Origin of the sequence: Afipia massiliensis (genome assembly GCF_001006325.2) — a bacterium.
GTDB classification, from domain to species: Bacteria; Pseudomonadota; Alphaproteobacteria; order Rhizobiales; family Xanthobacteraceae; genus Afipia; species Afipia massiliensis_A.
This window is the reverse complement of sequence record NZ_LBIA02000001.1, coordinates 413,803-439,802: the sequence shown is the minus strand read 5'-3', so window position 1 is coordinate 439,802 and position 26,000 is coordinate 413,803. Positions and strand designations below refer to the sequence as shown.

Sequence of the window (26,000 nt, the reverse complement as noted above, 5' to 3'; positions counted from 1 at the left end):
TCAATTTTCATCAAACATAGAATATCTCTCGGGGGAACCAATGGAACGACGAACTTACGCGTTCGGAGCAATTGTTGCTGCCATGATGACACTGACGTGTGCGAGTAATGTCAGTGCTCAGAAGGCCTATGACACTGGAGCCAGCGATACCGAAATCAAGATTGGCAATATATCGCCTTACAGCGGCCCCGCGTCGTCTTATGCGACAATCGCCAAGGCTCAAGCTGCTTACTTTCAGATGCTCAACGACAACGGCGGCATCAATGGCCGTAAGATCAACTACATCTCTTACGATGACGCTTACAGCCCTCCGAAGACCGTAGAGCAAGCTCGAAAGCTCGTCGAAAGCGATGAGGTTTTGTTTCTTCTCAGTCCGTTAGGCACGCCCGGAAACAGTGCGATCCATAAATACCTAAATGCCAGGAAAATTCCCCATCTGTTCCTCACCTCGGGTGCAAACAAGTGGGACGACCCCAAGAATTTTCCTTGGACGATGGGATTCCTCAATAACTATCAGGCTGAGGCGGATATCTACATCCAATATCTGCAGAAAAACTTTCCCAACGCGAAAATCGGAATCATCTATCAGAATGATGATTTTGGAAAAGACTACCTCGCAGGATTTCGGCAGAGCTTAGGCGCAGCGGCTGACAAGCAGATTGTTGCTGCCATTCCCTACGAGTCATCGTCCCCAACCATCGAGCCGCTCATTGTATCGTTGAAAGCGGCAAATCCTGACGTCGTGTTCTATATTGCGACTCCCAAATTTGTCGCCCAGGCCATCAAAAAGGTAGGTGAGTTGGGCTGGAAACCGATCCAGATCATTCCAAACACGGCGACATCGATCGTGAACGTACTTATTCCGGCGGGCGTCGAGAACTCGACAGGCGTGCTGGGAGCTTCGTATCTCAAGGACGTCAATGATCAGCAGTGGTCGAAGGATCCAGCGGTCGTGAAGTGGCATGCGTTCATGGACAAGTACATGCCGGGCGCGAACAAGGCTGACTCACTGAACATGTATGCCTATGTGGTTGCACAGGTAGCGGCGCAAACCATCAAACAAAGCAGTGACAACCTCACGCGCGAAAACATCATGAAGCAGGCCGCGAATCTGGAAATGGAACCGGAGGGCCTTCTTCCTGGCGTCAAGATCAAGACATCTTCCATCGACTTCGCACCGCTCGAACAGCTGCAGATGATGAAGTTCACCGGGGCCCATTGGGAGCTGTTCGGCGATTTGCTTACCGCGCGAAAGCGCTAATTCTTCCAACCAGTAGAGGTGGAATTCCAATGACTGAGCTCACATTCAAGGAATACGTCGCAAAAAAGGGAGAAGAGGTCGGTGTGTCGCGATGGTTTGACATAACCCAGGAGCGCATCGACAAATTTGCCGACGTTACCGAGGATTGGCAATTCATTCACGTCGATCCGGAGAAGGCAGCCAAAACCCCTTTTGGGGGTACGGTGGCGCACGGTTTTCTCACGCTCTCCATGTTGGCCGCGATGACGTATGACGCTCTTCCAGCCGTCAAAGGTAGGGTCATGGGCGTCAACTACGGCTTCGACAAGATCCGGTTTATCTCCCCGGTTAAATCGGGCAGTCGTGTGCGCGCTCGCTTCAAGCTGATTGAAGTGACTCTGAGAAATCCAAAGGAATACATGTCGAAATCTGAAGTCGCAGTCGAGATCGAGGGCGTCGATAAGCCCGCGGTGATCGCAGAATGGCTCGGCGTGTCTTACTTCCAGGAGCCGCTAGAGACCTAGCAGCCTCACTTTCCTAGCGACCGTTCACTTCAAAACTCAAAGAGCCGCACAAGAGCTCTCAGGGGAGGTTTCCATTATGTCGGATGTAAATCCGCTGTTGAGTTCGCTTGCCGAAATTCCGCGATTTCACGCAGCTCGCAGGCCGAAGGCTGTCGCTATTAGCCACGAGGGGAGAAATATCACCTATGGCAAGCTGCAGGATGCGTCCAGCCGGGTCGCGAACGGCTTGCGTGCCGCCGGAATAGGTCAGGGAGATCGCATCGGAGTGCTTGATAAGAACTCCGATTGCTTCTTCGAAATATGGTTGGGTGCTGCAAAAGTAAATGCAGTGATCGTTCCAATAAACGCCCGGCTCGCAGGGCCGGAGATAGAATACGTTATCAACGATGCCGAGATAAAAGTACTCTTCATCGGAGAGCTCTTTGTTGACGTTATCCAGAAGGCCGGCCCCGGACTTAAGACTGTCGAACGTGTCATAACAACCGACAATAGCTATCGGCAGTGGCGCGACAAGCAAACTGACGATGATCCGGCGGTTGAAGCCCACGCTGATGATGTCTGTCTTCAACTCTATACCAGCGGCACGACCGGCCATCCCAAAGGCGTCCAGCTGACCAATCGTAACATCTTGGGTTCGCTGCCCCAGACACTGAAGTCATGGGGCGGTTGGTCATCATCAGACATTGCCCTTGTGGCAATGCCGCTGTTTCACATTGCGGGTTGCGGTACCGGGTTAATCTGTTTGCTCGGCGGACTGCGGTTCGTTCTGATCCGTGATTTCGTGCCGGCACAGGTGATCAAGACCATTCAAACGGAGCGGATCACGGTCACTTTCCTTGTGCCCGCGATGATCCTGGCTTTGTTAAGCGAGCCTTTGATTGGCAAAGCTAATTTGTCGTGTGTAAGGCGGATCGTTTACGGCGCATCACCCATACCGCTTGATCTGCTAAAAAGAGCGGTAACGACCTTCAAAGACGCGGGCTTCATCCAGATCTACGGTCTCACAGAGACCACGGGCGGCATAACCGTTCTGTCCATCGACGATCACGATCGCGCCGACTCCCAACTGCTCCGTTCGTGCGGAAAGCCAATCGATGGTGTCGACATTCGCATTGTGGACGCAGCAGGCAACGCGCTTCCAGTGGGACGGGTCGGTGAAATTGTCTGCCGAACCGTCAAGAACATGAAGGGCTACTGGCGCCGCGACAAGGATACGGCGCAGGCTTTGCGCAACGGTTGGTTCTCGACAGGCGATGCGGGGTATCTCGATCAAAGCGGTTATTTGTTTATCCACGACCGCGTCAAAGACATGATCGTTTCAGGCGGGGAAAACATCTATCCCGCCGAAGTCGAGAGCGTGCTTTTCGGGCAACCTGATGTGGCGGATGTTGCGGTGATCGGTGTCCCCGACCCAAAGTGGGGCGAGGCCGTAAAGGCAATTGTCATACGCCGCAACGGCAGCACTGTGGACGCCGAAACCATCATCGCATACGCGCGTGAGCGACTGGCTGGATACAAACTTCCGAAATCTGTCGAATTTGTCGATGTCCTTCCACGAAATCCAACCGGAAAACTGCTGAAGCGGGAGCTGCGTGAGCAGTACTGGCGCGGCTACGAGCGGCGCGTGAATTAGCGACCACGACAATTCGCAACACAGTCTAGAGAGGACCAGTATGAGCGACATTCGACACGCTGCAGTCATAACCGGCGCATCTTCTGGCATCGGCTTGGCTTATGCCCGACAGCTATCGCAGCGAGGATACGACTTGATTTTGGTTGCACGGCGCAAGGAGCGGCTTGAGCAACTGGCTTTCACACTCGAAGAGCACTCCAGAAGCAACGTGACAACCATCGTTGCCGATTTGGCGAATGAGGCAGATCTACGCCGCGTTCAGAATGTATTTGCCGAGCGTGGCGATATTTCCGTCCTCGTAAATAATGCCGGCGTTGGCGCACTCGGGCCAACCTCTAAGGTTGACGTAAGCATCGTCGAAAATCTTGTCAAAGTGAACGTGCTCGCATTGACCACGTTATCGCTTGCGGCCCTTTCGGCCTTCAAGGCCCGCGGTCACGGCTTGTTGGTCAATATCGCCTCCGTCATTGCGCTAGGTCCTTCCGTCACTGCTGCTGCCTACAGCGGCTCGAAAGCGTACGTCCTAAATTTCTCACGATCCCTTGAGCAGGAGTATGCGGAAAGCGGCATCACGGTTCAGACCATCCTGCCAGGACCGGTCAAGAGCGAGTTCTTTGCAGCATCTGGCGTGTCATCACCGGGTTTTCCGGAAGAGCTTTTCATGACGGCAGACACCTTGGTCGAAACAGCCATGCGTGCAGTCGACATGAAGGAGAATGTGACGTTTCCGACGCTCGCGGATTCGGCGTTATGGACAGAATTTGAGAGCGCGCGCAAGAAATTCTACAAGTCGGTCTTGGTGACCGGAAAGCCAGCGGCGCGCTACGCGTCGGGCAAATAAGGAGTTTAACGATGGTTTACGTGATCGCTACTTTAACGGTGAAGCCGGAAATGCGGGCAGAGCTCATAGCAGCGGCGCGCGAGGCGATTTCGGCCACGCGCAAGGAAGAGGGGTGCGTCGCGTATGATCTTCACGAGAGCGTAGACGATTCTAACAAGCTGGTTTTCGTAGAAGAGTGGGATTCCGCCGACTGTCTTCCGGTCCATTCAAAATCAGATCACATGCGCGCATTTGGGCGGATAGCTGTGAAGTGCTTCTCTGCCCCAGTGAAGGTCGAGATAATAACGCCTGAGAAAGTCGAAAAGCGCTAGTTCAACGGTTTCGTTCAATTCTAAGCATCAAGGTCAGCAATGAAGACTCGTATCACTGAGCTTTTCGGCATCGAACGCCCCATCATTCAAGGTGGCATGCACTATGTAGGTTTCGCGGAAATGGCTTCCGCCGTAGCAAATGCGGGTGGTCTCGGCTTGATCACGTCGTTGACCCAGCCGACCGCAGCCGACCTAGCCGCGGAAATCCGCCGTTGCCGCGAGATGACCAACAAGCCATTCGGCGTCAATCTGACGTTTCTTCCTGCGGTGAAGCCGCCTGATTACCCAGGTTACATTCGCGCCATTATTGATGGCGGCATTGAGATCGTCGAGACAGCTGGCAATAATCCTCAAAAATGGCTTCCGATTTTGAAAGAAGCAGAGGTGAAGGTCATACATAAATGCACCTCCGTGCGGCACGCGCTGAAGGCGCAGGCAATCGGAGTGGATGCACTGAGCATCGACGGATTTGAATGCGGTGGGCACCCCGGTGAGGATGACGTGCCGAACTTTATCCTACTGCCACGCGCGGCCGATGAACTGACGATCCCATTTGTCGCTTCGGGCGGCATGGCAGACGGACGAAGTCTGGTAGCCGCACTGGCTATGGGCGCCAACGGTATGAATATGGGGACGCGGTTTATTGCAACGAAAGAGGCGCCCGTTCATCCGCGGGTCAAGGAAGCAATCCTCAATGCAACCGAGCTCGATACGCGCCTTATCATGCGCCCGTTGCGCAATACCGAACGCGTCCTCACCAATGCTGGCGTTCAGCGCCTCCTAGACAAGGAGAAACAACTTGGCGAAGCAATTACATTCGCCGATGTAGCGCCAGAGGTAGCGGGGGTCTATCCAAAAGTCATGAAGGACGGCGATATGGACGCCGGGGGCTGGAGTTGCGGAATGGTCGTGGGCCTCATCAAGGACATTCCGACAGTCCAGGAGCTTCTTGATCGTATCATGCGTGAGGCCGATGACATCATTACCGCGCGCCTAAAGAACATTGCTGCGTAGCTTAGTGTTTATCCAGAATCCGAAAAACAAGGAGACAGCACGTGACCGATATTCTTCATGTGAAAGACAGCGGGCATGTAAGAACCATCACCCTCAATCGCCCCGATAAGAAAAACGCCATAAATCAAAGGCTAGCGTGGGGAATAGTCGAAGCTGTCGATGCTGCAGCAGTGGACGACAACGTGTGGATCTTGGCTATCACCGGTTCGGGAGACTCATTCTGCTCAGGTCTCGATCTGTCCGACAGTGAGAAGTATTCATCGCTCTCTCCCCAATCTGCTCAGCTTGACGATTTAGGCTGGGTCGGCCATTTTTTGCTCTCTATCCGTAAGCGCTGCGAGAAGCCGGTCGTGGGCGGTATAAATGGCGTTGCCGTTGGCGCTGGACTGGGCCTTGCAATGGCGACTGACATACGGCTCGTGAGTAAAAGTGCTCGCCTGATGGCCGGATACACTCGCATCGGCGGTTCTCCGGATGCTGGTCTTACTATTACTCTTCCACAAGCGATCGGTTACGAGCGCGCTATGCGGTTTATGGCCGAAAACCGCAGTCTGAAAGGTGAAGAGGCGGTAGCTTGGGGATTGGCCGGTGAGGTTGTGGCTGACGACACGTTTGCGGAGCGATTAGAGGCCTATTGCCAAGAGCTCTGCGCGTGGTCGCCGATTACTCTGCGTTTACTGAAACGGGGGTTAGTCCGCGCCATGGAAAGTATCGATATGGAACAGCAACTGCGTCTTGAGGTGTCCAATATTCAACGGGCATTTGCCAGCGATGACGCGAAAGAAGCTCGTCAGGCGTTTCTCGAAAAGCGGGCGCCGAGATTCGCTGGTAGGTAAATACTGTCGGGACGGGATCGCAATTCAAGAAGGGACAATCTGCGAATCCCAAGGGAAGGCCAACAAAGGCCGCGGACGTAGTTCAGCGGCGTGTATCAGATTCGCAGAATGAGCGGTTATGGAACGTGTCCGGTTCGGGAGTGTATTGAATAAGGGACGACCGATAGTGAGTCACGCGTTGTCGCCTAACTCCATTCCTTAAGCAGCGCCTTCGCGCGTTTAAGATCGGGAGTGCCAAATCCTTCCGTGAACGCCTCAAAGGCAGGGTTCAGAAAATTGCGTCCTTCGACGGCATGGCCTTGAGAGTAATACAGCCGACCGAGACTCATCGCGCTGCTCAATTCCCGCGACAAGGCTGTTGTCGTCGCGCAAGCTCTATGGATCGGCGGAATTGATCCTCAGCTGGCGACGTGTTTGATTTGTCGGAAAGCAGCAATACTTCAACCTTGATGCGCATCGCCTCTGGCATCCACCAAAATTCGTGATTGCTCGTCGTGCCGACCGCTTATGATCTCTCGCTGACGAACGGCGTGTAGAACGGACGCGGCGAGTGATGAAGTTTTTCAGCGACTCTCGTATCGGCGAAATAGCGCGGCTTTGCCCTAATCTCCCGCGCTCACTATGGAAATATTTCAGGAGTATTTCGCTTTTGCAGCTTGAAGATTGAACATCCCAGTCCCATCCTCAATGGAGGACGGTGCGTTGGCGGCGAGCCAAACAGAGCGATCAGGAAATCGCGATTTGGCAACCAACCCGAAGTCCGTGCACCCGCCGGCCAGATCGTTCTGGGGCGCAATAGAGTATCTGGGAACGCAGGAACCAGACACCGCGAGTGCGTTTCGTAAAATGACACACTGATAGAAATCCGCCTCCGGAGCGGATGCGGATGAGTTGTCTCGACAAGAGGAGCAAATCTCATGTGTGATTACAGCTTGCATGCCGTAGCGTCTCGTCCAGCCAAGGTTGGAGAAACGCTTGTCTCGACAAGTTTCCATGGAACGTCGACCCGTGGTTTCGCCGCTGAAGGCGACCCGGGTGTTGCCGTGTGCCTTCTCCCTGGCACCGAACTCGCCTTCGACCAGGACATCAAATACGATCGCAACTGGATCTCGACCAGGAGCGCCGACGTCCAAGTCGCACGTTTCTGTGCTGTTGGACCAAATACTCAGCATCAGCATCACGATGCGCTGATGTTTCCCGATGGAAACACGGTTCTGGTGACGCTGTTATTGGAGGGGCAGCGTGCCCTGGTCCTGCAGTTGCCGGTTACTGCCCAGGAGCGTGACTCCCATCAGGCAGAAGATGCGGCACTGCCCGAACCACGCCCGGAGATGGCCTTCTAGATTTCTGCCGTTGAGCCGGAAGGCACCTGTTCGTGGCACCGAAAAGAATAAAGCTCGTCGGCCTGAACCGGCGGGTGTTTGCCGTGGCTTTAAATCAATAAGCCTCTTTTCAGCGCGCAGGAAGTCGAACAAGTCGTTTTCCTTGATCGTTCTGGGAGACAATACGTGCTCGACACTTGCCACTCTTAGGCGCACGATGCCCTTCGGTCCATGCCCTCAGAGGAGGTAGCTATGGAGCATCAATTTTTCATTCGCCAGCAAAACCTTAAGCTCTATCGCAGTCTCGTGGAGAAATTTTTAAAGCTATTGGCAGAGGAAGTAGCGAACGAACCGCCGCCCAGAAAGAACTAATGCGTTTGCTGCTGGCATAAGAGGCTCACCCCGTCCACAGATTGTATTCGTGACGAAGCTTGTGCTTGGCATAAATCGCAGCGCGGTTTGTGGCTTGGGGGTCAACGCCTTCGCTGCTTACGATTTGGACAGACCAATTGTTCCGGCTACCTCGTCTGTGATGGGATAAATACCGACGGCGGATACGTCCTTGCATCCGGGGTAAGTGTGGATTTCTCTGAGAGCGATTTGCTTCAGTTCTTCTATCGATATCAGCGTCTTGTTCATACGGGTTCTTCGTTTTCACGTCATCGCCGCTCAACAGCTAGTGGCCACGTTGTTCTTGCGTAAGCAAGGGCGTCGAACAGCCAGCTACATCAAGGGTTCAGATCCTCAGTGGTCACTACAACACTGCGGTCAGAGTGACCCTCCCTCTGCAACTTCGCGAGTGCGAGACATTCGATCTCGGCTCGGTGTCTTACAAAGATAGCGATGAGCTGTGCGTGGCCTGCATACTTCTTGCTCAAGCGTTCTCTGTTCAGAAGGGCAGTCTCCGTTACCCGGCACTTTTCAATTTTGCCGCCGTACTCCACAACGAAATGGACGTAATCGCCGCCAGCGACAACCATGAGAATGGCCCTCAGACGGGGGTGAGCCTTACAGATGGTGGTTTATCCGGCCCCCTACAAGCGAGGGCTGCATGAGCGCATCAATCTGCCTGCGCCCATCTTTTATAGACCGACGCGATAAGCGTTTGGGCAATGGCCACGCCCGCTCGCGTCGGCATCGGATCAAGCCTGCCGTAGGTTCAATTCGGCCCCGTTCCTTTAGCGAACAGGCGAATTATCTAATGCCTCGCGGGGGGGCGCGCCTTTTTCTTTGCAGTAATGGGTTGCTCTGGACTTGCCCTGACCAGAACCGCGGCCAATCTATCTAATAGACATCGCTTATATGGAGTAGCAGCGATGGCAGGGCCCAAGACCCCGCGTGAGCAGGCGGACCGGATGCGCGATCATCGCGCGCAGCACCGCGCCCACGATGGTTTCGTGCGAGAGACCTTCACCCAACCCCGTGACGACGCCCGCCAAACGGTGAGGGAATTCCTCGATCGCTACCCGAAGCCCGCCTTCATGAGCGAGGTCGAGCATTGGCGCGAGCTGCCAGGCGGGGAGATCGAGTTCACGATGAGGCGGCTGCGAACGGCAGTCTGAACGGGACGACCCCGAAACCAGATAGTCGAAGGGATCTTGCAAGAAGAGACCTGTGGAAATTGCCGCAGCTCTATCGCGCATCGCCTGGAGCTCGATGATGCCAGCATTTGCTCGTCCCCAACCGAGACAATTTCGCCCGGATATGACCGACGGCTCAACGAATCCAGGGACGCGCAGTCGCGCCCCGATTACCAAGCCGGCTACGTTGGCGCCACATCGAAGCCGGCGCTGGCACCGACATTGGCGTGCGGCTCAATCGCAGAGGCCTGGGTCAACGTCACAACAAACCCCACCCCAGAATGGATCGCGCGCCAGTAGCGCGATCATAGCGCCAGCTTAGGTGAATCTTTCACTCGATAAACTCGGATGGAGTTTTCGGTACACCTTGCACTTCCGCATGACCGGCTTATGTACAAGGATCGCTTTAGCACTCGCGTGCTGTGACTGCCAATTCAAAAATTATAACATCTTCAGAGGCATAGGAGGATCGCATGAAATTCCGTCCGCTTCACGACCGCGGCAGTCAAGCGCATCGACGTAGAAGACAAGACCGCTGGCGGCATCATCATTCCGGACAATGCCAAGGAAAAGCCGTCGCAGGGCGAAATCCTTTCGGTTGGTCCGGGCGGCCGTGACGAAGCCGGCAAGCTGATCCCGATCGACCTCAAGGTCGGCGATATCGTCCTGTTCGGCAAGTGGTCCGGCACCGAGGTCAAGATCGACGGCCAGGACGTGCTGATCATGAAGGAAAGCGACATCATGGGCGTTATCACCGACGTTCCCGCTTCCAAGAAGAAGGCCGCTTAAGCTGTCAGCCAGTTTCCTCATCCTGAGCAGCCGGCGGGCGCAGCTGGCGTCTCGAAGGATGATGCCCTCAGCACTCACATCTCATCCTTCGAGACGTCCGCAAAGGGTCGGCTTCCTGAGGTGAGCAACAAAGATCAACTCAGGGAGACAAGTTATGTCAGCCAAGGAAGTCAAATTCTCGGTCGATGCGCGCGACAAGATGCTGCGCGGTGTCGAAATCCTCAACAACGCCGTGAAGGTCACGCTTGGCCCCAAGGGCCGGAATGTCGTCCTCGACAAGTCGTTCGGCGCTCCGCGCATCACCAAGGACGGCGTTACCGTCGCCAAGGAAATCGAACTTGAAGACAAGTTCGAGAACATGGGCGCGCAGATGGTGCGCGAAGTGGCCTCGAAGTCGGCGGATGCTGCCGGCGACGGCACCACCACCGCGACCGTTCTGGCGGCTGCGATCGTGAAGGAAGGCTGCAAGGCGGTTGCCGCCGGCATGAACCCGATGGATCTCAAGCGCGGCATCGACCTCGCGGTCGAAGCGGTCGTTGCGGACCTCGTCAAGAACTCCAAGAAGGTCACGTCGAACGACGAGATCGCCCAGGTCGGCACCATCTCGGCCAACGGCGACGCGGAAATCGGCAAGTTCCTCGCCGACGCGATGAAGAAGGTCGGCAACGAGGGCGTCATCACGGTTGAAGAAGCCAAGTCGCTCGAGACCGAACTGGACGTCGTCGAAGGCATGCAGTTCGACCGCGGCTACATCTCCCCCTACTTCGTCACCAACGCCGACAAGATGCGCGTTGAATTCGACGACGCCTACATCCTGATCTACGAAAGGAAGCTCTCCTCGCTGAACGAACTGCTTCCGCTGCTGGAAGCCGTCGTGCAGACCGGCAAGCCGCTCGTCATCGTTGCTGAAGACGTCGAAGGCGAGGCCTTGGCCACGCTCGTTGTGAACCGCCTGCGCGGTGGTCTGAAGGTCGCCGCTGTGAAGGCGCCAGGATTTGGCGATCGCCGCAAGGCCATGCTGCAGGACATCGCAGTTCTGACCGGCGGTCAGGCGATCTCGGAAGACCTCGGCATCAAGCTTGAGAACGTGACCCTGAACATGCTAGGCCGCGCCAAGAAGGTGATGATCGACAAGGAAAACACCACCATCGTCAACGGCGCCGGCAAGAAGGCCGACATCGAGGCGCGCATTACACAGATCAAGGCGCAGATCGAAGAGACCACTTCGGACTACGACCGCGAGAAGCTGCAGGAGCGTCTGGCCAAGCTCGCAGGCGGCGTCGCGGTGATCCGCGTCGGCGGCGCGACCGAAGTCGAAGTGAGGGAACGCAAGGATCGCGTTGATGACGCGATGCATGCGACCCGTGCGGCTGTTGAAGAAGGCATCGTGCCGGGCGGCGGCGTCGCTCTGCTCCGTGCATCGGAAGCCTTGAAGAAGGTCAAGACCCATAACGAGGACCAGAAGACCGGCGTCGAGATCGTCCGCAAGGCGCTTTCGGCTCCGGCCCGCCAGATCGCCATCAATGCGGGCGAAGACGGTTCCATCATCGTCGGCAAGATCCTCGAGAAGGAGCAGTATGCTTACGGCTTCGACTCACAGTCCAGCGAATACGGCAACCTCGTCTCCAAGGGCATCATCGACCCGACCAAGGTGGTTCGTGCAGCGATCCAGAACGCAGCTTCGGTTGCGGGTCTTCTGATCACTACGGAAGCAATGGTGGCTGAACTGCCGAAGAAGAATGCCCCAGCAATGCTAGGTGGCGGCGGTGGCATGGGTGGCATGGACTTCTAATTCTGTACGTTCAGAACCAATTAATAAGAAAGGCTCGGCAGGGATGCTGAGCCTTTTTGCTATATGAAGCAAATCTTATCGCCAGAACGTGAATGGAGCGATTCGATTCGCTTCCAATCCGCCAACTCGGTCGCCATGTACAAGGCTCGTTACTGGATATTTCGAGCGAATGCATAGGGCTTACACTTGCAATTCAGAAAGCCCTAAAATTACTGCGTCAGCAATTGGTCGACATGGTTGTTAAAGACTTGGATCAATCGGCGGGAAAGTTGAAGCCAGCGCGTGGAGTGGATCGTTTCCGCATCGTCATCCAAACTATCGAACCTCGCGGATTCGATACGTCATCGGAGCATTGTCTTGACAATCGTCATTGATCCAAAAAGTCCTGGCGGTATCAACTCGCCGCATGGCCTGATCTTGTTCGACGGCGTATGCGTCCTGTGCTCGCGCGGCGGCCGCTTCGTGAGCAAACGTGATCGCCGCGGCTATTTTCGCTTCGTTCCGATCCAGTTGGCCGAGGGACGTCCGCTCGCTGAGCAGCTCGGGATCGATCCTGATCGCCCGGATTCCTTTGCCTTCTTGGCGAACGGCCAGGCCTATGTAAAATCCGAAGCTGTGCTGCGCATTGCGCGCGAGCTTCCGTGCTGGCAGTGGACATGGATCTTTCAATTCATCCCACGGGTGATCCGCGACGCGATCTATGACTTGGTCGCGCGCAACCGCTATCGCTGGTTCGGCCGTCGTGACGCTTGCATGCCGCCGAATTCGGATCGTTCGTGGCCATCGTGAACCGCCCCCGAGACTGCGGGACGGTGGCGCTTGGCGCTGGTTGGCTGCGGTCGGCATGACGAAGGAAGCAGCGTTGCTGCTTTTCAACTCAGTCCATGTCACCGTAAGCGCAATCTGCCGGATCAGCTTCGTGTGCGCCCAAGCTCGGATCGAAGCGGAATAGCGTAGAGCAATAGGGGCAGACGATCTCAGTGGCATCGCCCATATTGAGGTAGATGTGTGGGTGATCTTGCGGCGGTTTAGCCCCAATGCACTTGAATTCGCGGCAGCCAATGCGCACGATCGGCACCCCGACTTCATTATGAAACGTCGGATAACTTTCCATCTGCAGTGCGCGGCTTAGGCGCCCGATCGATGATGCAAAGTGCCGTGCATGGATCGTCGAGCGAGGGCTCGATCAGCACCCGGTGGGCGGTGCCCCGCTCGTGTCGTTCGGTTGCCGTAAAACGTACCCATAGCAACACGTCCATCGCTAGTTTCTCCCACCACGGGAGAGGGTTGGAAGCTAATGCACCTGCAGAGGCGCCGGGGTCCCCATCGCCGCGACGCGGTGCTTCACTGCGTTTTGCACCTTCTCGAAGGCGCTCACCTCGATCTGGCGCACGCGCTCGCGCGAGACGCCGAATTCCTCGGCCAGTTCTACGAGCGTGATCTGTTCCTCGGCGAGCCGGCGTGTCTCGAAGATGCGCCGCTCGCGCTTGTTGAGCACGGTGAGCGCATCGAACAGCGTCTTGCGGCGGTTATCGAACTCTTCGTTCGCGGCGAGCGTCGTCTCCTGGTCCGGGGATTCGTCCACCAGCCAGTCCTGCCACTCGCTGGAATCGCCGTCCTCGCGGATCGCGGCGTTGAGCGAGGCGTCGCCGCCGAGCCGCCGGTTCATGTAAATCACGTCCGTTTCGGTGACGCCGATCCGCCGGGCGATGATCTTCACCTGGTCCAGCCGCATATCGCCATCGTCGAGGATGGAGATTTTGCTCTGGGCCTTGCGCAGGTTGAAGAACACCTTCTTCTGGTTGGCCGTGGTGCCCATCTTCACTAGCGACCACGAGCGCTGGATGTATTGCTGGATCGCCGCCTTGATCCACCACACCGCGTAGGTGGCGAGCCGGAAGCCCTTCTCCGGCTCGAAGCGCTCGACCGCCTGCATCAGGCCGACATTGCCGTCGGAGATCGCCTCGGAAATCGGCAGGCCGTAGCCGCGATAGTGCCTGGCGATCTTGGTCACGAGCCGCAGATGGCTGGTGACAAGCTTGTGCGCCGCGTCGCGATCGCCGTGCTCGCGCCAGCGCTTGGCTAGCATGTATTCTTCCTGGCGCTCCAACATCGGGAACCGCCGGATTTCCTCAAGATAATGGGTGAGGCCGGATTCGGCCGTAAGGATCGGCAGGGCCGCGTTGCGGGCCATGATCAAGCCCTCGAACTAGTTTCGAAACAAAATTATCCATATCAGATCAGTTGTCAAGTTGATTTCGAAACGTTATTATATTTTCAAAGAGGCAATCATGTCAGCGCGCGAAACGGCAGAGCTCCTGCTGCAGGTGGGACGGCTCGTACAAGCTGAGGGCTATGACGGCGAACTCAGTCCAGCCCAATGGATGGCGCTCCGCTTCTTCGCCCGTGCCAATCCGTTTTCGCGGACCCCGTCGGCATTCGCGGAATTTCAAGCGACAACCCGCGGCACCGCAACACAAGCCATTAAGGCGCTTGAAGCGGGTGGGTACTTGGTCCGACAACCAGTCAAGACGGACGGGCGAAGCGTAAGTCTGCGATTGACGAGCAAGGGCAAAAAAGCGCTTGCACGCGATCCGTTCGAAGTTCTGGTGCGCGCCGTGGATTCGCTCGACGCGACAGAGCGAACTGCGATGCACCGCGCCCTGCACCAAGTGCTGTCCACTCTAGCTGCGAGTGGGGCGCATCGGCGCTTCGGTGTTTGCCAGGACTGCACGCACCTCGGTGGAGAGATGTGCGGCAACCTGCCGAGCACGGGCTCCTCGGCCACTGAATGCCTGCTGTTCGGCGTTCCGATCGAGCCGACGGACGCGGGTCTCCTCTGCGTCCATTTTCAACCAATGAACGAGCACCGCGAGGACGGACGGACACCATGAATGAGTTCACCACAGCGATCTGCTGAAAGGACGCTTAATTGACCTTCGTCGTCAACGAGAGCTGTATTCGCTGCAAAATCATGGATTGCGTCAACGTGTGCCCCGTGGACTGCTTCTACGAGGGCGAGAACATGCTCGTCATCCACCCGGACGAATGCATCGATTGCGGGGTCTGCGTGCCGGAATGCCCAGTCGATGCGATCAAGCCTGACAGCGAGCCGGGGCTTGAGAAATGGCTGTCGCTGAATGCGGAATACGCGAAAATCTGGCCAAATATTACGGTCAATAAAGCGCCCCCGCCCGACTCTAAGGAATGGGAGGGGAAGCCGGACAAACTCCAATACTTCTCACCAAATCCCGGCGCGGGTGATTGAGGCCGACCGTGCCCGCGCCGCAACATCAGGGCGAAGGTTGACACGAGGGGCAAGCAACATGACCGAAGCTCTTGCTAGCAAAACCTGCACTCCCTGTCGCGGGGGAATACCTCCACTCACGCGCGAGCAAGTTGAGCTCTTTCACGCACAGGCCCCAGACTGGCAACTGGCGGAGGAATCTCACCGCATCGAGCGGAGCTTCCGGTTTCGCAATTTTCGCGAGGCTCTTACCTTTGTTCAGGAGATTGGTGAACTCGCGGAAGCCGAAGACCATCATCCGAATATCAGCTTCGGTTGGGGCAATGCGACGGTCTCTCTGCAGACCAAGAAGATCAAGGGACTGCATGAGAACGACTTCATCATGGCCACCAAGATTGACCGCATATTCGCTCGGATGACCAAGGCGTGAACGAGTTCGGGTTGTCCTGCAACTTGCGCCCTTTTTTCGGTGCCGAGCGCGTTCTTCTCCAGAGGCGGACTCCAGCAAGCTGTCCAACGACGCGTTTATGAGTTCACGCCCTGCTACTTCGGATTGGACCGGAAAAACCGGCGAATTGATTACCTTCCTTCCAGCTTGAAGCCCGCCCTAAGGGTGACTTGGCAATGGGGTCACGTGACCATCCTTATGGATCCGCGCGTTTCAACGACTTCAAACTAAGCCAAACATCGGATTGTCTTGCTGGCATGTTCAATGGCGCTTTGGATAGCGTCCTCAATGCCCTTGTCCGATGATCCCGCGAGATCGATAATCTTGAAGATTGCGTTCTGTACGGTGTTGCTCCCGACTTCTTATAACCAAACGGCTGAAGGATTAGCCTCGCGCAGATCAAGGTCAACGTCCACCCGGTTTGCGACGAGAAATTGGTAGCGAGCCAAAAACAACCATTGAGAAGCAAACCCGGCGAAAGACATGAGTTTCTTTGAGCGTCTAAAGACAGAAGCATCCGCCGAGTGGCGGGCGTACACCGAGCATCCCTTCACGAACGGGTTGGCAGACGGTTCGCTCGCCGAAGCTGCGTTTCGTCACTACCTCGTTCAGGACTACCTGTTCCTCATCGAGTTTGCTCGCGCGTACGCGCTCTCCGTCTACAAGTCGCCCAAGCTCGCTGACATGCGCGAAGCGGCGGCCGGCCTCTCGACCATCCTCGACATCGAGATGAATCTGCATGTGAAGCTCTGCGCCGGCTGGGGCCTGTCGCCCAGCGATCTTGAACAAACCCCTCCGGCGGTCGAGATGCTGGCCTATACACGCTACGTGCTCGACGCGGGAATGCGCGGCGATCTGCTGGCACTCAAGGTGGCGCTTGCCCCCTGCGTGATCGGCTACGCGGAGATCGCGACGCGGCTCGCCTCGCGACCCGAGGCGCGCGCTGCAACGAACCCATATCGCGTTTGGATCGCCGAGTATGCCGGTGCGCCGTACCAGGAGGTCGCGGTGAAAGCGCGGGCGCACCTGGAGAGCCTCGCCGATCTCTACGCTACGCCGGCCCGCGAGGCAGAGCTGATCGCGATCTTCAAGGAAGCCACCCGGCTCGAGGCCGACTTCTGGGAAATGGGCTGGCGGGCGGGCCAGCATGTTGAATAGTCACTGACTGTGTACCGAGTCGGAAAGCTTGCGAAACGTGGTTGCCAGCATCCTGCACGAGGTGCGCGGACGACCGGTCATGATACGAATCTGCGGTGGGCACTCTGGCGGGTGCCGTGCTGTCGAGGCGTTCGATGGCCCCCGCCGGTGCGCCTGCGGGTCCTTTATTCAGGGATCGACGTAGGTGATGCCCTGCGGCCCCGTTCCATGCACCTGGACGATGGTGTCCTCAGTGAACCACGCATAACGATCGCGATTTTTAGATTCGCGGAATGAGCCGTTAGGAATGTCCGCTTTTGACACCCAGCCGGACCTTATGATTGCCAACAGCGATGCCCGCTTTTTTTGACCCAAAGCTGACAGTGCTCGCGCTCTTCCTGATGCCGGAAACGCTTAAAATCAGTATATGGGAGCTGATAGGACCTCAAATCGCATCCTAACAAGGTTGCCCCTGTGCGAGGCCGCTAGGCCCTGCACTTTTTCACGGCACAGAGGGCGGACTACACGGACGAGGCAATTTCTCTCCGTCAGCCGTTGAAGCGGGTTGACCGAGAAACCTCTTTCATCTGCTGTTCGATAACATTCTCTGGAGAATTGCCTCGACTGAATGCGGCGAAATCCCAAGTTCAATAAATCCAGGCATCTCCGGTGATGACACGGTATCGATCTGCATCAGTTCCACTTGATTGCGAGTGAGGAGTGGACTCGGAAACGTTTCGGAGGCCCATGTGAGTGCGTACCAAATGGCAAACGGGATCGGAATCAATAGGGGCGCAAGGCCGGCTTGGCGCGCAATAGCTCTGAGAAGTTCTTCGTAGGAGTAGACACGCGGGCCGCCGAGTTCGAAGATCATCGAAGGCGTCTCGGCGTTCTGCATGACCCGGCCAATCGCCTCCGCAACATCCCCCACATAGGCCGGCTGCAGCCTGGTCAGACCGCGGCCAAACATCGGATAGATTGGAAGCTGGCGGAGGAGCTTGAGGATGGTGGTGAGAAACGCGTCGTCTGGTCCGAACATCACCGCCGGACGGATTAAAAGTGCATCGGCGAACGCGGCCTGGACCGCCAATTCGCCTTCGCCGCGCTTTCGGATGTATTGTGATTGTGAGGCGGTATCGGCACCGATTCCTGAAACGTGGACGAGCCGTTCGACTCCGGCGCGGTGCGCTTGCGCTGCTACCCGTTGGGCCGACTCGACGTGAACGGAATGAAAAGTCTCTCGTCCGTTCTCGATGTAAAGACTGACTGCATTTACAACGCCGTAAGCGCCCGCAGTCGCGTCCGCGACTGATTGCTCGTCGTGGATGTTGGCCTGAACGGATTGAAGTTGCGGATCATCAGAACCAAAAAGTCCGTGCCCCCGATCCGGATGCCTTGACGCGACCCGAACAGGAAATCCACGATAGCGCAGACGCCGAACGATGCGGTGGCCGAGAAATCCGGTTCCGCCAAACACGGTCACGATACGACCGTTCGTTGTCACCATGACTCAAATTCGCCAGATTGCGGCGACCACTGTTCATCGGAGTACCATACGCGCTCCCAGCACCTGTTGGAATGGCAGGCTGCTTCGAGTTGCTATTAAACCGGGAGCAAAGGCCGAGCGAAACTGAGTTCATGGCCGTCAGGGTCTGTTAGGTGGAAGAAGCGCTCACCCCATTCGGCATCGCGGGGCGTGGTCGTTGGCTGGCACCCTGCTGCGAGCGCACGGTTGTAAAGTGCATCAACATCGGTGACATAAAAGATTACGCGCCCCCACCAGGACCAGCGCCGCTCAGCAGGCTGGGCGATGAGGTTAAGATAGCTCGTCCCTGCTCGAAAGCTGGTGAATGACGACTCTTCGCCGCCATGCAGGATCTCGAACCCCAGCGCGCGGTAGAATCTGACAGCTCGCGACATTTCGTGCGTGGCCAGTGTGATTGCGCTGATCCCCTCGATCATGGATAGAACTCTCCTGTTTCACTTCCCCGCGCCGTTTGTAGTCGATACTGCTCCACCGGTCAGAATTTGTTCCTGACTCTAAGTAACGTGATAAAGCCTTGCTCCGCTGGAATCCTAATGGCCGGTAGATTGTCGGTTCATCTCCTTCAACGGCTCGCGCATTGCATCGAATTGCGTGCCAAAACCTTTCCAATCACCGGATTTCAACCGCTCCATTGCTTGGTTGTAGCGATCGAGCGCCTCCTGCGTTCGGAGTGGCATGTGGCGCCAGCGCGTGTGATGACGGTGCAAAGCTGGGCCCGCCGAATTTCAACAAAACAGCGAGTTCGCGTTAGCTTCAAGGGGGTATCGTACTCAGCTGGCAGCAAATGCCGGACGACCTATGTACGATTGATATCTCGCCGATTGTGACCGTTGCGCGGACGGCTCGCTGGACGGTCGGCATGACTCGTCGGTTAGCCGCCGACGGCGATCAGTTCGTCGTGATCGGTGGTGATCATTCCTGCGCAATCAGCACGTGGAACGGGATGTCTGACGCACTGCGAAATACCTGGCCCGAGTATTCATTCGCGGCCGCCGACATATTCATGTGTGGTGGCGCCCGTCCCTATCAGGCGGCTCAAGTGTTGAGGGACGCGCTGCGGCCCGAGTTCATTTCGATCAGCGAGCACCGGCGGGGGATTCAGCAATGAAGTGGTTTCAGGAAGAGCTTTATCCGGGATTCTCCCAGCGTATCGCCGTCACGGATTGCCTGCTTGAAAGGCAGACGCAATTTCAGAAAATCCAGATTTTCGAAACGCCCGTGTTCGGAAAGGTGCTGGCGCTCGACAACGCAATCCAGATCACCGAGCGTGATAATCACATCTATCATGAGATGCTTGTGCATGTTCCGATGTTCGCTCACGGCGATGTCAAAGACGTTCTCATCGTGGGAGGCGGCGATGGCGGCTGCCTGCGTGAGGCGCTCAAGCATCCGGTGGTTTCAGTCACAATGGTTGAGATCGACAGTGAGGTCGTCGAGCTGTCGCGGCGGTTTTTCCCCGAGGTATCCGGCGATGCATTCCTAGACGACCGCGCGGATATCTTGATTGACGATGCTTACAGATATCTGGCCGAGGAGAAGCGGCGCTTTGATCTCATCCTGATTGACTCGACCGATCCTGTTGGGGACGCGGCCAGACTATTCACCGAGGAATTCTATCAGAGATGTTTCCTGCGGCTTCGCGGCTCGGGAATGATCGTGATCCAGGGCGGTTCACCTCCGTTTCGGACTGAATCGACGGAGGCTGGCGCGCGGTCGTTCATGTCGGTGTTCGGGCAGTTGCAGGACTACATTGCTCCGGTGCCCAGCTATCCGATGGGGATGATTGCCCTCAGGGGCGCGTCGATGGCGGGCGATTCGCTATCGCCATGTATTGCGACGATCCGTGCGCGTGTCGAAAAGCAGGCAATCACGACCAGGTATTATGAGCCGGGGACGCACCGGGCGGCGTTTGAATTGCTGCGGGGAGGCCGTGCTATGGTTACCGCCGGCCAGCAAGCGTTATCGTTCTGATGCTCAGGTGCTTCGGGGAGTGATAGCAACGACGGTCGTTTGCGATTCAAGCCCGCGTCGGGGTGACCAGGACATGGGCGAGTAGAGCAGGTGTCCCTGTCGCAAACCTTATCCGGCTGGCAGTTGATCGAGAATCGGGCAATGCTGCCGCGTGATGAGGGACCTTTGCAGGCTCAAACTCGGCATCGAGGTCGGCCAGACGAGTGTGGCCAAGTATATGGCCAGGCGAAGACGCCCGCCATCCCAAGGGTGGAAGACGTTCCTTCATAATCATGCCGATGGCATCGCGGCGATGGATCTGTTCGTCGTGCCGACAATCTCGTTTCGTCTGCTTTATGGCTTGTTGATTGTGGGGCATGGTCGACGACAGATCCTATGGTTTGGCGTTACAGCGCATCCGACCGCAGAATGGATCGCAAATCAACTCACGGAAGCTTGCGGCTGGGAGCAAGCTCCCCGCTATCTGATCCGTGATCGAGACCGGGCCTATGGCGAGGTCTTCATTCGAAGACTGCGATCAATGGGCATTCGCGATCGACCGACGTCGCCGCGTTCCCCATGGCAAAACGGATATGCTGAACGACTTATCGGTTCGATCCGACGGGAGTGCCTTGACTACGTTGTTGTGTTCGGCGAGCAGCATCTTCGTCATGTGCTGCAGTCGTATATGAATTATTATAATGAGACGCGCACGCACCTGTCCTTGGATAAGGATGCGCCCCTATCGCGGACCGTTGAGAGAGCAGGGCGTATTCTTTGCCGTCCAATCCTCGGCGGACTGCATCACAAATATGTCCGGATTTGATTTGCGACAGGCACAATCGTTGCGATCTCAGATGTAGATACTGCATGTCGGATGCGATGATCTTTCTTCCCATTCTATCGTTTCAAGAACTCGATCGTGTCGCCCGTTCTTTCATTCAATGTGGTGTCGAGAAAATATGAAACGCCGGCGGCGAGCCCTTGGTACGGAAGGATATCACCGAGTTCTTTCGTGACCTTGCCGTGTACGCTCCGACCTCAATAATGACGAGCGGCGATTGGGACTTAAGGTTATCGCCGCTCCCTTCAGTTCATTTCGCCGAATGCTCGCTTTCGCCGGCTTTCGAAACGACGGGCGGATCGTAGGCCTGGATCGGCGGCAGGTTGCCGTCGAAACGCTCGACCTCGACGGTCGTCAGTTGTCCGGTGCAGCCCTGCGCCAATGCGGAGGTGCCGACGTCTCGCGTCAGGACGTTCGGATTGCCATGCACGCAAAGCGGGGCTTCCTCTTCTGGATCGACGGGATCGTACCAGGCGCCTGTTGGAAGCTGAATAACACCGCGCCGGATGTTGTCAGTGATGCGGACGCCCGCAAGGCATGCGCCGCGTGCGTTGAACAGGCGGATGATGTCGCCGTCGGCGATGCCGCGCGCCACTGCATCGTCGGGATGCATGCGAGCGACCTCCCGTCCGCGATGTTTCGCGCCCGTACTGTGCCCGCCGAAGTCGAGTTGACTGTGCAAGCGCGTCGTCGGTTGGTTGGCGACGAGGATCAGCGGTGTCGATGGGCCTGGCGCAGTCACCGGCGTAAGCCACGTCGGATGACCGGGGCAATCCGGCTCCTGAAAACTCGCGATGGTCTCCGAGAAGATCTCGATCTTACCGCTGGGAGTCGGCAGCGGTTGCCCCTCCGGATTGTCGCGGAAGTGACGAAGCTGTCCGCCATCGTCGGGCTGTTGCGGCAAGATCAGGCCGTCGCCCGCCCAGAATGCGTCGAAACTCGGAGCTGGCAGATCCATCTCCGCGAGAGCCTTCCGGGTGCGCTCATAAAGATGTTCCAGCCATTGGCGGACCGTGCGGCCTTCGGTGAACGCTTCACGGGCGCCGAGGCGTTCGGCCAGATCGGCGAAGATGGCGTAGTCGTCCCGTGCTTCGCCATAAGGAGTCGCGACCGGATGCATCGGCACCAATAGCGGATCGTTGGAACTGCCGCCAATATCCTCTCGCTCCAACGTCATGGTCGCAGGAAGTACGAAATCGGCGTGCCGCGCCGTCGCCGTCCAGCCCAGTTCATGCACCACCACCGTATCGACCTGCGCGAAAGCCCGCCGCAGGCGATTGATATCCTGATGATGATGGAACGGGTTGCCGCCGGCCCAGTAGACCATGCGGATGTCGGGATAGGTCTTGGTCTTGCCATTGTAGCGATACGAACCGCCGGGATTCAGCAGCATGTCCGCGATGCGGGCGACCGGGATGAATTCAGGGATCGGATTGCGACCTTGCGACAGCGTCGGCATCGGCACCGCATTGTTCCGGCGTCCGTAATAGGCGATCGCACCGAGCGCGTAGCCGTAGCCGCCGCCCGGTAGGCCGATCTGCCCCAGCGCAGCGGCGAGCACTGCACCCATCCAGACCGGTTGCTCGCCATGTTCAGCGCGTTGCAGCGAGTGTGAGACCACAATCAGGGCGCGGCGTCCGTGAAGACGGCGGGCGAGCGCGGTGATGGTGTCGGCTGTGACGCCGGTGATGGCGGCGGCCCATGCTGCGTTCTTGGGCTGGCCGTCCGTCTCGCCCAAAACGTAGCGCTCGAAAATCGACCAGCCAACGGTATAGCGATCGAGGAAATTGCGGTCGTGCAACCCTTCAGAGACCAGCGTGTGCACAAGGGCGAGCATCAGCGCGGTATCGGTGCCGGGGATGCTGCTGATCCATTGAGCGCCGGCCTCCTCGGGCAGATCGGCACGCAACGGACTGACATGCACGAATTGGCAGCCGCGCGCATGCGCGCGCGCCATGGCGCCGCGTTCGATATGCTTGCTGATGCTGCCGCCGGCCACCATGCTGTTCTTCAGCGCCATGCCGCCGAAGGCCACCACGATCTCGCTATGCTCCGCGATCTGCTCCCAAGTCACGTTGCGCTTCACCAACTCCTCGTAGTCGCCGAGGATGTGAGGCACCAAAACCGAGGATGCGCCCGAGCTATAGGTGTTGACGGACCGGACGTAGCCGCCCATGGCGATGTTGAGAAAGCGGTGGACTTGGCTTTGTGCATGGTGAAAGCGGCCTGCGCTCGACCAGCCGTAGGATCCACCGAACACTGAGCCGGCGCCGTGGCGGTCACGCACGCGGGTTAGCTCGGCGCCCAGCAGGTCGAGGGCAGCGTTCCAGGACAGCGGAACGAACTCATCGCGTCCCCGCCGAACGTCGGGTCCCGGTCCGCGTTCGAGCCAGCCGCGACGCACCATCGGTTGTGCGATGCGCGCGCGATGGCGCAATGCCCCGGGGAAGTTCTCGATGATGCGGTTGGGATCGGGATCGTCCGAGTGCGGACGAACTTCGAGTTCGCCGTCCTGCCAGCGCGCCGAAAAAAACCCCCAATGGGACGTGTGCGGCAGGAAACGCGTGTTGGTTGCTGGAGCTGAATCCGAGGCGGGCTTCGCGGCTACTTCGGTCATTCAGAATCTCCAATCGCTTATCGAGCGCAATCGCACTCGTAAAGTCGTTCCCGATATTTTCAACCTATTGTGCGCCGATGCGACCTTACCAGTTAGGGGCGTTGGCCGCGCAACGATCACATCGTTGCGACCTACTGTGTCACTTCGAGTCGTCGGCCCTTCTTTTGCAGAAATTCATCCAATCCGGCTGCCACCTCGGGACCGCTTTGGACCATGCCGGCCATCAGGCTCTCGGTGAATAGGCCATCGGTGGTTGACATGTCGTTGATCCGGCTGATCGCGGTCACCATCGCATAGTTCGACAGCGGTGCGTGCTTGGCTGCCGCCTGGGCGATCTCCATGGCTCGGGCGAAGCTCTGCCCGCTCGCTACGATTTCATGGCAAAGGCCGAGTTGTAATCCGCGCTCGGCATCATAAGTGCGAGCGGCCAACATCATATCGACCATGCGTCCTGGCCCGATGATCCGGCCGACGCGGACCGTCGCGCCGCCGCCGGTGAAAATCGCCCGCTGACCTTCAGGCAGGGCGAAGAAGGTCGAGGTATCCGCGACGCGGGTATGGCATGCCGCTGCCAATTCCAATCCGCCGCCGACCACGGCTCCTTGCAGCGCGCCGATGATCGGCAGTCCGCCGAATTGCATCTGGTCAAAGGCCCAATGCCATCGCTGGCACATGCGCATGAATTGCACCGGGGTACGTCGCAGTCGCGCATGCTCTTCCAGATCCAGTCCAGCGCAGAAATGTTGGCCGTCGCCCTTCAGCACGGCGACCCTCGCTTCTTGCGGGGGAGATTCGAAAAATCGTCCGATTTCCTCGACGGTGGATTCATCGATCGCGTTGCGACGCTCCGGCCGTGACAGGGTCACGATAGCAACAGGTCCGGCCATCTCGATTTGAAGCGATTTGAAGTTCATCATCTCAACCTTGTTGTTGCAGTTGGTGCGGTGTGAAGAGCCGTGCTGCGGTTTGGCTATGCATTGTTCAAAGCTTGCGTGATGTCCGCGATCAGGTCGGACGGGTGCTCGATGCCGATCGACAGCCGGATCGTGGAGTCCAGAACGCCTATTCTTTGGCGGATTTCAGCCGGAACACCGGAATGGGTCATGCTTGCGGGCAGACTGGCGAGCGACTCCGTGCCGCCGAGACTCACCGCTAGTTTGAAGATCTGCAGTGCATTCAAGAACCGGAATGCGACGGCCTGGCCGCCGACAATGTCGAACGAGAAAGTGGATCCCGCGCCGGTGCATTGCCTCGTGAACAGGCGGCCGGCGGGGGAGGCCTTATCGTGGTGATGAAGGTAATGAACCTTCGTCACTTTGGCGTGGTCGCGCAAGAAATCCGCCACAAGCCGTGCGTTGCTGTCGGCTTTCTCCATGCGGATGCTCAGGGTTTCGAGCGACCGACTGATCATCCAGCAGGTATGGGGGTCCAGTTGGGTGCCGATGGCGCCTCGCAATGCTTTGATGTCTTTCATCACGGCCTTTGAACCGAGCGCGGCACCCGCGATCAGATCGGAATGTCCGCCGACGTATTTGGTCAATGAATACAATGAGAGATCCGCGCCGTGTTCGATCGGTCGCTGAAACACCGGGCCGAGCAGCGTATTGTCGCATGCGACGATCGGGGTGTGGCCCTGGGCTTGGCCGATCATCTCGGCGACGCGGCGGATCATCGCGATGTCGACCAGTCCATTGGTGGGATTTGCCGGAGTCTCGATGAAGATCATCGCGACCCGACCTTTGCGCATCGCGCCCTCGGCCGCCAGTCTGACCGGTGTTTCGTCGATGCCGTCGGCGAAGCCCACTGCGCCAATGGAGAGACTTGCTAGCGTCTTCGCAAACAGAGATTCCGTGCCGCCATAGAGCGGTTGCGAGTGCAAGATGATGTCACCCGGGCGGACGAATGCGAGTACTGTGGTCGCAATCGCCGACATGCCGGATGAGAACAACGCGCAACTTTCGGTGCGCTCGTAGACGGCAAGCCGGTCCTCAACGATTTCGCTGTTGGGGTGGTTGAAGCGCGAGTAAACGAGGCCCGCGCTCACACCCGCGGGAGGTTCGCGTCGCCCCGAGACGAAATCGAAGAAGTCCCGTCCGTCTTCGGCGGTCTTAAAAACGAAGGTCGAGGTCAGGAAAACCGGGGGTTTGACGGCTCCTTCCGATAGCTGCGGATCGTAACCGTAGTTCATCATCTGCGTTTCCGGATGCAGCACGTGGTTGCCGATGTGGGTCTTCGACGGAAACGGGTTCGCCATGATCTAGCTCTCTGTCGCTCTGCGGAAGCCGATGTCAGGCCGGAGATATGGAGCGCTGCGCGTGCCGGCTTTGCC

The 26,000-nt window shown here is 57.5% G+C and carries 27 protein-coding genes and 2 pseudogenes; 20 read left to right on the top strand and 9 right to left on the bottom strand.

Going from position 1 to position 26,000, the window contains the following annotated elements; translation table 11 throughout:
* Nucleotides 1-40: 40 nt before the first annotated feature.
* The 9 genes and pseudogenes from YH63_RS01945 (at nt 41) to YH63_RS01910 (ending at nt 7,742) form a co-directional block, all read left to right on the top strand.
* Nucleotides 41-1,261: an ABC transporter substrate-binding protein gene (locus YH63_RS01945; protein WP_052753876.1), complete on the top strand. Its 1,221-nt coding sequence runs from the start codon at nt 41-43 to the stop codon at nt 1,259-1,261.
* Between the two features lie 29 nt (nt 1,262-1,290).
* Nucleotides 1,291-1,764: a MaoC family dehydratase gene (locus tag YH63_RS01940; RefSeq protein ID WP_046829070.1), complete on the top strand. Its 474-nt coding sequence runs from the start codon at nt 1,291-1,293 to the stop codon at nt 1,762-1,764.
* A 76-nt stretch (nt 1,765-1,840) separates the two neighbouring features.
* On the top strand, nt 1,841-3,397 hold the full coding sequence (locus tag YH63_RS01935; protein ID WP_046829071.1) for a long-chain-fatty-acid--CoA ligase: 1,557 nt from the start codon (nt 1,841-1,843) through the stop codon (nt 3,395-3,397).
* 40 nt (nt 3,398-3,437) lie between these two features.
* Nucleotides 3,438-4,238: an SDR family NAD(P)-dependent oxidoreductase gene (locus tag YH63_RS01930; RefSeq protein ID WP_046829072.1), complete on the top strand. Its 801-nt coding sequence runs from the start codon at nt 3,438-3,440 to the stop codon at nt 4,236-4,238.
* Between the two features lie 11 nt (nt 4,239-4,249).
* Nucleotides 4,250-4,549 carry a putative quinol monooxygenase gene (locus YH63_RS01925; protein WP_046829073.1) on the top strand — a complete coding sequence of 100 codons (300 nt, stop codon included), beginning with the start codon at nt 4,250-4,252 and terminating at the stop codon, nt 4,547-4,549.
* 39 nt (nt 4,550-4,588) lie between these two features.
* On the top strand, nt 4,589-5,563 hold the full coding sequence (locus YH63_RS01920) for an NAD(P)H-dependent flavin oxidoreductase (RefSeq protein ID WP_046829074.1): 975 nt from the start codon (nt 4,589-4,591) through the stop codon (nt 5,561-5,563).
* Nucleotides 5,564-5,604: 41 nt separating this feature from the next.
* Nucleotides 5,605-6,399, top strand: coding sequence for an enoyl-CoA hydratase/isomerase family protein (locus YH63_RS01915; RefSeq protein ID WP_046829075.1), 795 nt, complete (start codon nt 5,605-5,607; stop codon nt 6,397-6,399).
* A 29-nt stretch (nt 6,400-6,428) separates the two neighbouring features.
* A pseudogene (locus YH63_RS21980) lies at nt 6,429-6,548 on the top strand (hypothetical protein); the annotation flags it as partial.
* Between the two features lie 768 nt (nt 6,549-7,316).
* Complete coding sequence (locus YH63_RS01910; RefSeq protein ID WP_046829076.1) at nt 7,317-7,742, top strand: hypothetical protein; 426 nt, start codon at nt 7,317-7,319, stop codon at nt 7,740-7,742.
* Nucleotides 7,743-8,449: 707 nt separating this feature from the next.
* Here YH63_RS01910 and YH63_RS01905 read toward each other — a convergent pair.
* Nucleotides 8,450-8,701, bottom strand: a complete 252-nt coding sequence (locus tag YH63_RS01905) for a DUF1488 family protein (protein WP_046829077.1) — start codon at nt 8,699-8,701, stop codon at nt 8,450-8,452.
* 336 nt (nt 8,702-9,037) lie between these two features.
* Here YH63_RS01905 and YH63_RS01900 point away from each other — a divergent pair, with 336 nt between their 5' ends.
* From YH63_RS01900 to YH63_RS01885, 4 genes and pseudogenes are all read left to right on the top strand, one after another.
* On the top strand, nt 9,038-9,283 hold the full coding sequence (locus YH63_RS01900; RefSeq protein WP_046829078.1) for a hypothetical protein: 246 nt from the start codon (nt 9,038-9,040) through the stop codon (nt 9,281-9,283).
* 491 nt (nt 9,284-9,774) lie between these two features.
* Nucleotides 9,775-10,090: pseudogene (locus YH63_RS01895) on the top strand (co-chaperone GroES).
* A 154-nt stretch (nt 10,091-10,244) separates the two neighbouring features.
* Complete coding sequence (gene groL, locus YH63_RS01890) at nt 10,245-11,882, top strand: chaperonin GroEL (protein ID WP_046829080.1); 1,638 nt, start codon at nt 10,245-10,247, stop codon at nt 11,880-11,882.
* Nucleotides 11,883-12,239: 357 nt separating this feature from the next.
* The gene (locus YH63_RS01885) at nt 12,240-12,671 is read left to right on the top strand and encodes a thiol-disulfide oxidoreductase DCC family protein (RefSeq protein WP_246657996.1); all 432 of its coding nucleotides are present in this window, start codon (nt 12,240-12,242) and stop codon (nt 12,669-12,671) included.
* Nucleotides 12,672-12,759: 88 nt separating this feature from the next.
* Here the strand turns inward: YH63_RS01885 and YH63_RS01880 are convergent, their stop codons facing one another.
* Together YH63_RS01880 and rpoH are read right to left on the bottom strand one after the other, a co-directional pair.
* Nucleotides 12,760-12,996, bottom strand: a complete 237-nt coding sequence (locus YH63_RS01880; protein ID WP_083992665.1) for a zinc-finger domain-containing protein — start codon at nt 12,994-12,996, stop codon at nt 12,760-12,762.
* A gap of 180 nt (nt 12,997-13,176) precedes the next feature.
* Nucleotides 13,177-14,076, bottom strand: a complete 900-nt coding sequence (rpoH, locus tag YH63_RS01875; RefSeq protein ID WP_046829081.1) for an RNA polymerase sigma factor RpoH — start codon at nt 14,074-14,076, stop codon at nt 13,177-13,179.
* 97 nt (nt 14,077-14,173) lie between these two features.
* Here rpoH and YH63_RS01870 point away from each other — a divergent pair, with 97 nt between their 5' ends.
* Genes YH63_RS01870 through YH63_RS01860 form a run of 3 tightly spaced genes read left to right on the top strand, consistent with a single transcriptional unit; the run spans nt 14,174 to nt 15,559 of the window.
* Entirely contained in the window at nt 14,174-14,776 is a 603-nt protein-coding gene (locus YH63_RS01870; RefSeq protein WP_046829824.1) for a MarR family winged helix-turn-helix transcriptional regulator, read from the top strand.
* A 38-nt stretch (nt 14,777-14,814) separates the two neighbouring features.
* Entirely contained in the window at nt 14,815-15,150 is a 336-nt protein-coding gene (gene fdxA / locus YH63_RS01865; RefSeq protein ID WP_046829082.1) for a ferredoxin FdxA, read from the top strand.
* Between the two features lie 58 nt (nt 15,151-15,208).
* Nucleotides 15,209-15,559 (top strand): 4a-hydroxytetrahydrobiopterin dehydratase, encoded by a 351-nt coding sequence (locus tag YH63_RS01860; RefSeq protein ID WP_046829083.1) that lies wholly within the window; start codon nt 15,209-15,211, stop codon nt 15,557-15,559.
* A gap of 245 nt (nt 15,560-15,804) precedes the next feature.
* On the opposite strand, the gene YH63_RS21940 is transcribed toward YH63_RS01860, so the two are convergent.
* Nucleotides 15,805-15,897: a dodecin family protein gene (locus tag YH63_RS21940; RefSeq protein WP_349642976.1), complete on the bottom strand. Its 93-nt coding sequence runs from the start codon at nt 15,895-15,897 to the stop codon at nt 15,805-15,807.
* A 163-nt stretch (nt 15,898-16,060) separates the two neighbouring features.
* Here YH63_RS21940 and tenA point away from each other — a divergent pair, with 163 nt between their 5' ends.
* The gene (gene tenA / locus YH63_RS01850; protein ID WP_046829084.1) at nt 16,061-16,735 is read left to right on the top strand and encodes a thiaminase II; all 675 of its coding nucleotides are present in this window, start codon (nt 16,061-16,063) and stop codon (nt 16,733-16,735) included.
* 562 nt (nt 16,736-17,297) lie between these two features.
* Here the strand turns inward: tenA and YH63_RS01845 are convergent.
* Both YH63_RS01845 and YH63_RS01840 read right to left on the bottom strand, forming a co-directional pair.
* Nucleotides 17,298-18,221: a complex I NDUFA9 subunit family protein gene (locus tag YH63_RS01845; RefSeq protein ID WP_046829085.1), complete on the bottom strand. Its 924-nt coding sequence runs from the start codon at nt 18,219-18,221 to the stop codon at nt 17,298-17,300.
* Between the two features lie 95 nt (nt 18,222-18,316).
* Complete coding sequence (locus YH63_RS01840; protein WP_046829086.1) at nt 18,317-18,676, bottom strand: VOC family protein; 360 nt, start codon at nt 18,674-18,676, stop codon at nt 18,317-18,319.
* A gap of 368 nt (nt 18,677-19,044) precedes the next feature.
* Here YH63_RS01840 and YH63_RS21975 point away from each other — a divergent pair, with 368 nt between their 5' ends.
* From YH63_RS21975 to YH63_RS01825, 3 genes are all read left to right on the top strand, one after another.
* Nucleotides 19,045-19,368 (top strand): S-adenosylmethionine decarboxylase family protein, encoded by a 324-nt coding sequence (locus YH63_RS21975; protein WP_052753878.1) that lies wholly within the window; start codon nt 19,045-19,047, stop codon nt 19,366-19,368.
* Entirely contained in the window at nt 19,266-20,231 is a 966-nt protein-coding gene (gene speE / locus YH63_RS01830) for a polyamine aminopropyltransferase (protein WP_246657995.1), read from the top strand. The genes YH63_RS21975 and speE overlap by 103 nt, the downstream gene beginning before the upstream one ends.
* A 292-nt stretch (nt 20,232-20,523) precedes the next feature.
* Entirely contained in the window at nt 20,524-21,036 is a 513-nt protein-coding gene (locus YH63_RS01825; protein ID WP_046829826.1) for an integrase core domain-containing protein, read from the top strand.
* Between the two features lie 268 nt (nt 21,037-21,304).
* Here YH63_RS01825 and YH63_RS01820 read toward each other — a convergent pair whose 3' ends face one another.
* The 3 genes from YH63_RS01820 to YH63_RS01810 form a co-directional block, all read right to left on the bottom strand.
* Nucleotides 21,305-23,671, bottom strand: a complete 2,367-nt coding sequence (locus YH63_RS01820) for a molybdopterin guanine dinucleotide-containing S/N-oxide reductase (protein ID WP_046829088.1) — start codon at nt 23,669-23,671, stop codon at nt 21,305-21,307.
* A gap of 131 nt (nt 23,672-23,802) precedes the next feature.
* Nucleotides 23,803-24,585: a crotonase/enoyl-CoA hydratase family protein gene (locus tag YH63_RS01815; protein WP_046829827.1), complete on the bottom strand. Its 783-nt coding sequence runs from the start codon at nt 24,583-24,585 to the stop codon at nt 23,803-23,805.
* A gap of 56 nt (nt 24,586-24,641) precedes the next feature.
* A complete protein-coding gene (locus tag YH63_RS01810; RefSeq protein ID WP_046829089.1) occupies nt 24,642-25,925 on the bottom strand; it encodes a cystathionine gamma-synthase family protein in 1,284 nt (427 codons plus the stop codon).
* Nucleotides 25,926-26,000 lie beyond the last annotated feature (75 nt).

Bases quoted from the DNA above. Each gene is read 5' to 3' on its own strand.
- YH63_RS21975 (WP_052753878.1), top strand. From the start codon at position 19,045: ATGCCGGACGACCTATGTACGATTGATATCTCGCCGATTGTGACCGTT.
- YH63_RS01940 (WP_046829070.1), top strand. From the start codon at position 1,291: ATGACTGAGCTCACATTCAAGGAATACGTCGCAAAAAAGGGAGAAGAG.
- YH63_RS01925 (WP_046829073.1), top strand. From the start codon at position 4,250: ATGGTTTACGTGATCGCTACTTTAACGGTGAAGCCGGAAATGCGGGCA.
- YH63_RS01815 (WP_046829827.1), bottom strand. From the start codon at position 24,585: ATGAACTTCAAATCGCTTCAAATCGAGATGGCCGGACCTGTTGCTATC.
- YH63_RS01880 (WP_083992665.1), bottom strand. From the start codon at position 12,996: ATGGAAAGTTATCCGACGTTTCATAATGAAGTCGGGGTGCCGATCGTG.
- rpoH (WP_046829081.1), bottom strand. From the start codon at position 14,076: ATGGCCCGCAACGCGGCCCTGCCGATCCTTACGGCCGAATCCGGCCTC.
- YH63_RS01825 (WP_046829826.1), top strand. From the start codon at position 20,524: ATGGATCTGTTCGTCGTGCCGACAATCTCGTTTCGTCTGCTTTATGGC.
- tenA (WP_046829084.1), top strand. From the start codon at position 16,061: ATGAGTTTCTTTGAGCGTCTAAAGACAGAAGCATCCGCCGAGTGGCGG.
- YH63_RS01910 (WP_046829076.1), top strand. From the start codon at position 7,317: ATGTGTGATTACAGCTTGCATGCCGTAGCGTCTCGTCCAGCCAAGGTT.
- YH63_RS01820 (WP_046829088.1), bottom strand. From the start codon at position 23,671: ATGACCGAAGTAGCCGCGAAGCCCGCCTCGGATTCAGCTCCAGCAACC.
- YH63_RS01930 (WP_046829072.1), top strand. From the start codon at position 3,438: ATGAGCGACATTCGACACGCTGCAGTCATAACCGGCGCATCTTCTGGC.
- YH63_RS01905 (WP_046829077.1), bottom strand. From the start codon at position 8,701: ATGGTTGTCGCTGGCGGCGATTACGTCCATTTCGTTGTGGAGTACGGC.
- YH63_RS01935 (WP_046829071.1), top strand. From the start codon at position 1,841: ATGTCGGATGTAAATCCGCTGTTGAGTTCGCTTGCCGAAATTCCGCGA.
- YH63_RS01900 (WP_046829078.1), top strand. From the start codon at position 9,038: ATGGCAGGGCCCAAGACCCCGCGTGAGCAGGCGGACCGGATGCGCGAT.
- YH63_RS01870 (WP_046829824.1), top strand. From the start codon at position 14,174: ATGTCAGCGCGCGAAACGGCAGAGCTCCTGCTGCAGGTGGGACGGCTC.
- YH63_RS01810 (WP_046829089.1), bottom strand. From the start codon at position 25,925: ATGGCGAACCCGTTTCCGTCGAAGACCCACATCGGCAACCACGTGCTG.
- YH63_RS01920 (WP_046829074.1), top strand. From the start codon at position 4,589: ATGAAGACTCGTATCACTGAGCTTTTCGGCATCGAACGCCCCATCATT.
- YH63_RS01860 (WP_046829083.1), top strand. From the start codon at position 15,209: ATGACCGAAGCTCTTGCTAGCAAAACCTGCACTCCCTGTCGCGGGGGA.
- YH63_RS01840 (WP_046829086.1), bottom strand. From the start codon at position 18,676: ATGATCGAGGGGATCAGCGCAATCACACTGGCCACGCACGAAATGTCG.
- YH63_RS01845 (WP_046829085.1), bottom strand. From the start codon at position 18,221: ATGGTGACAACGAACGGTCGTATCGTGACCGTGTTTGGCGGAACCGGA.
- YH63_RS01945 (WP_052753876.1), top strand. From the start codon at position 41: ATGGAACGACGAACTTACGCGTTCGGAGCAATTGTTGCTGCCATGATG.
- groL (WP_046829080.1), top strand. From the start codon at position 10,245: ATGTCAGCCAAGGAAGTCAAATTCTCGGTCGATGCGCGCGACAAGATG.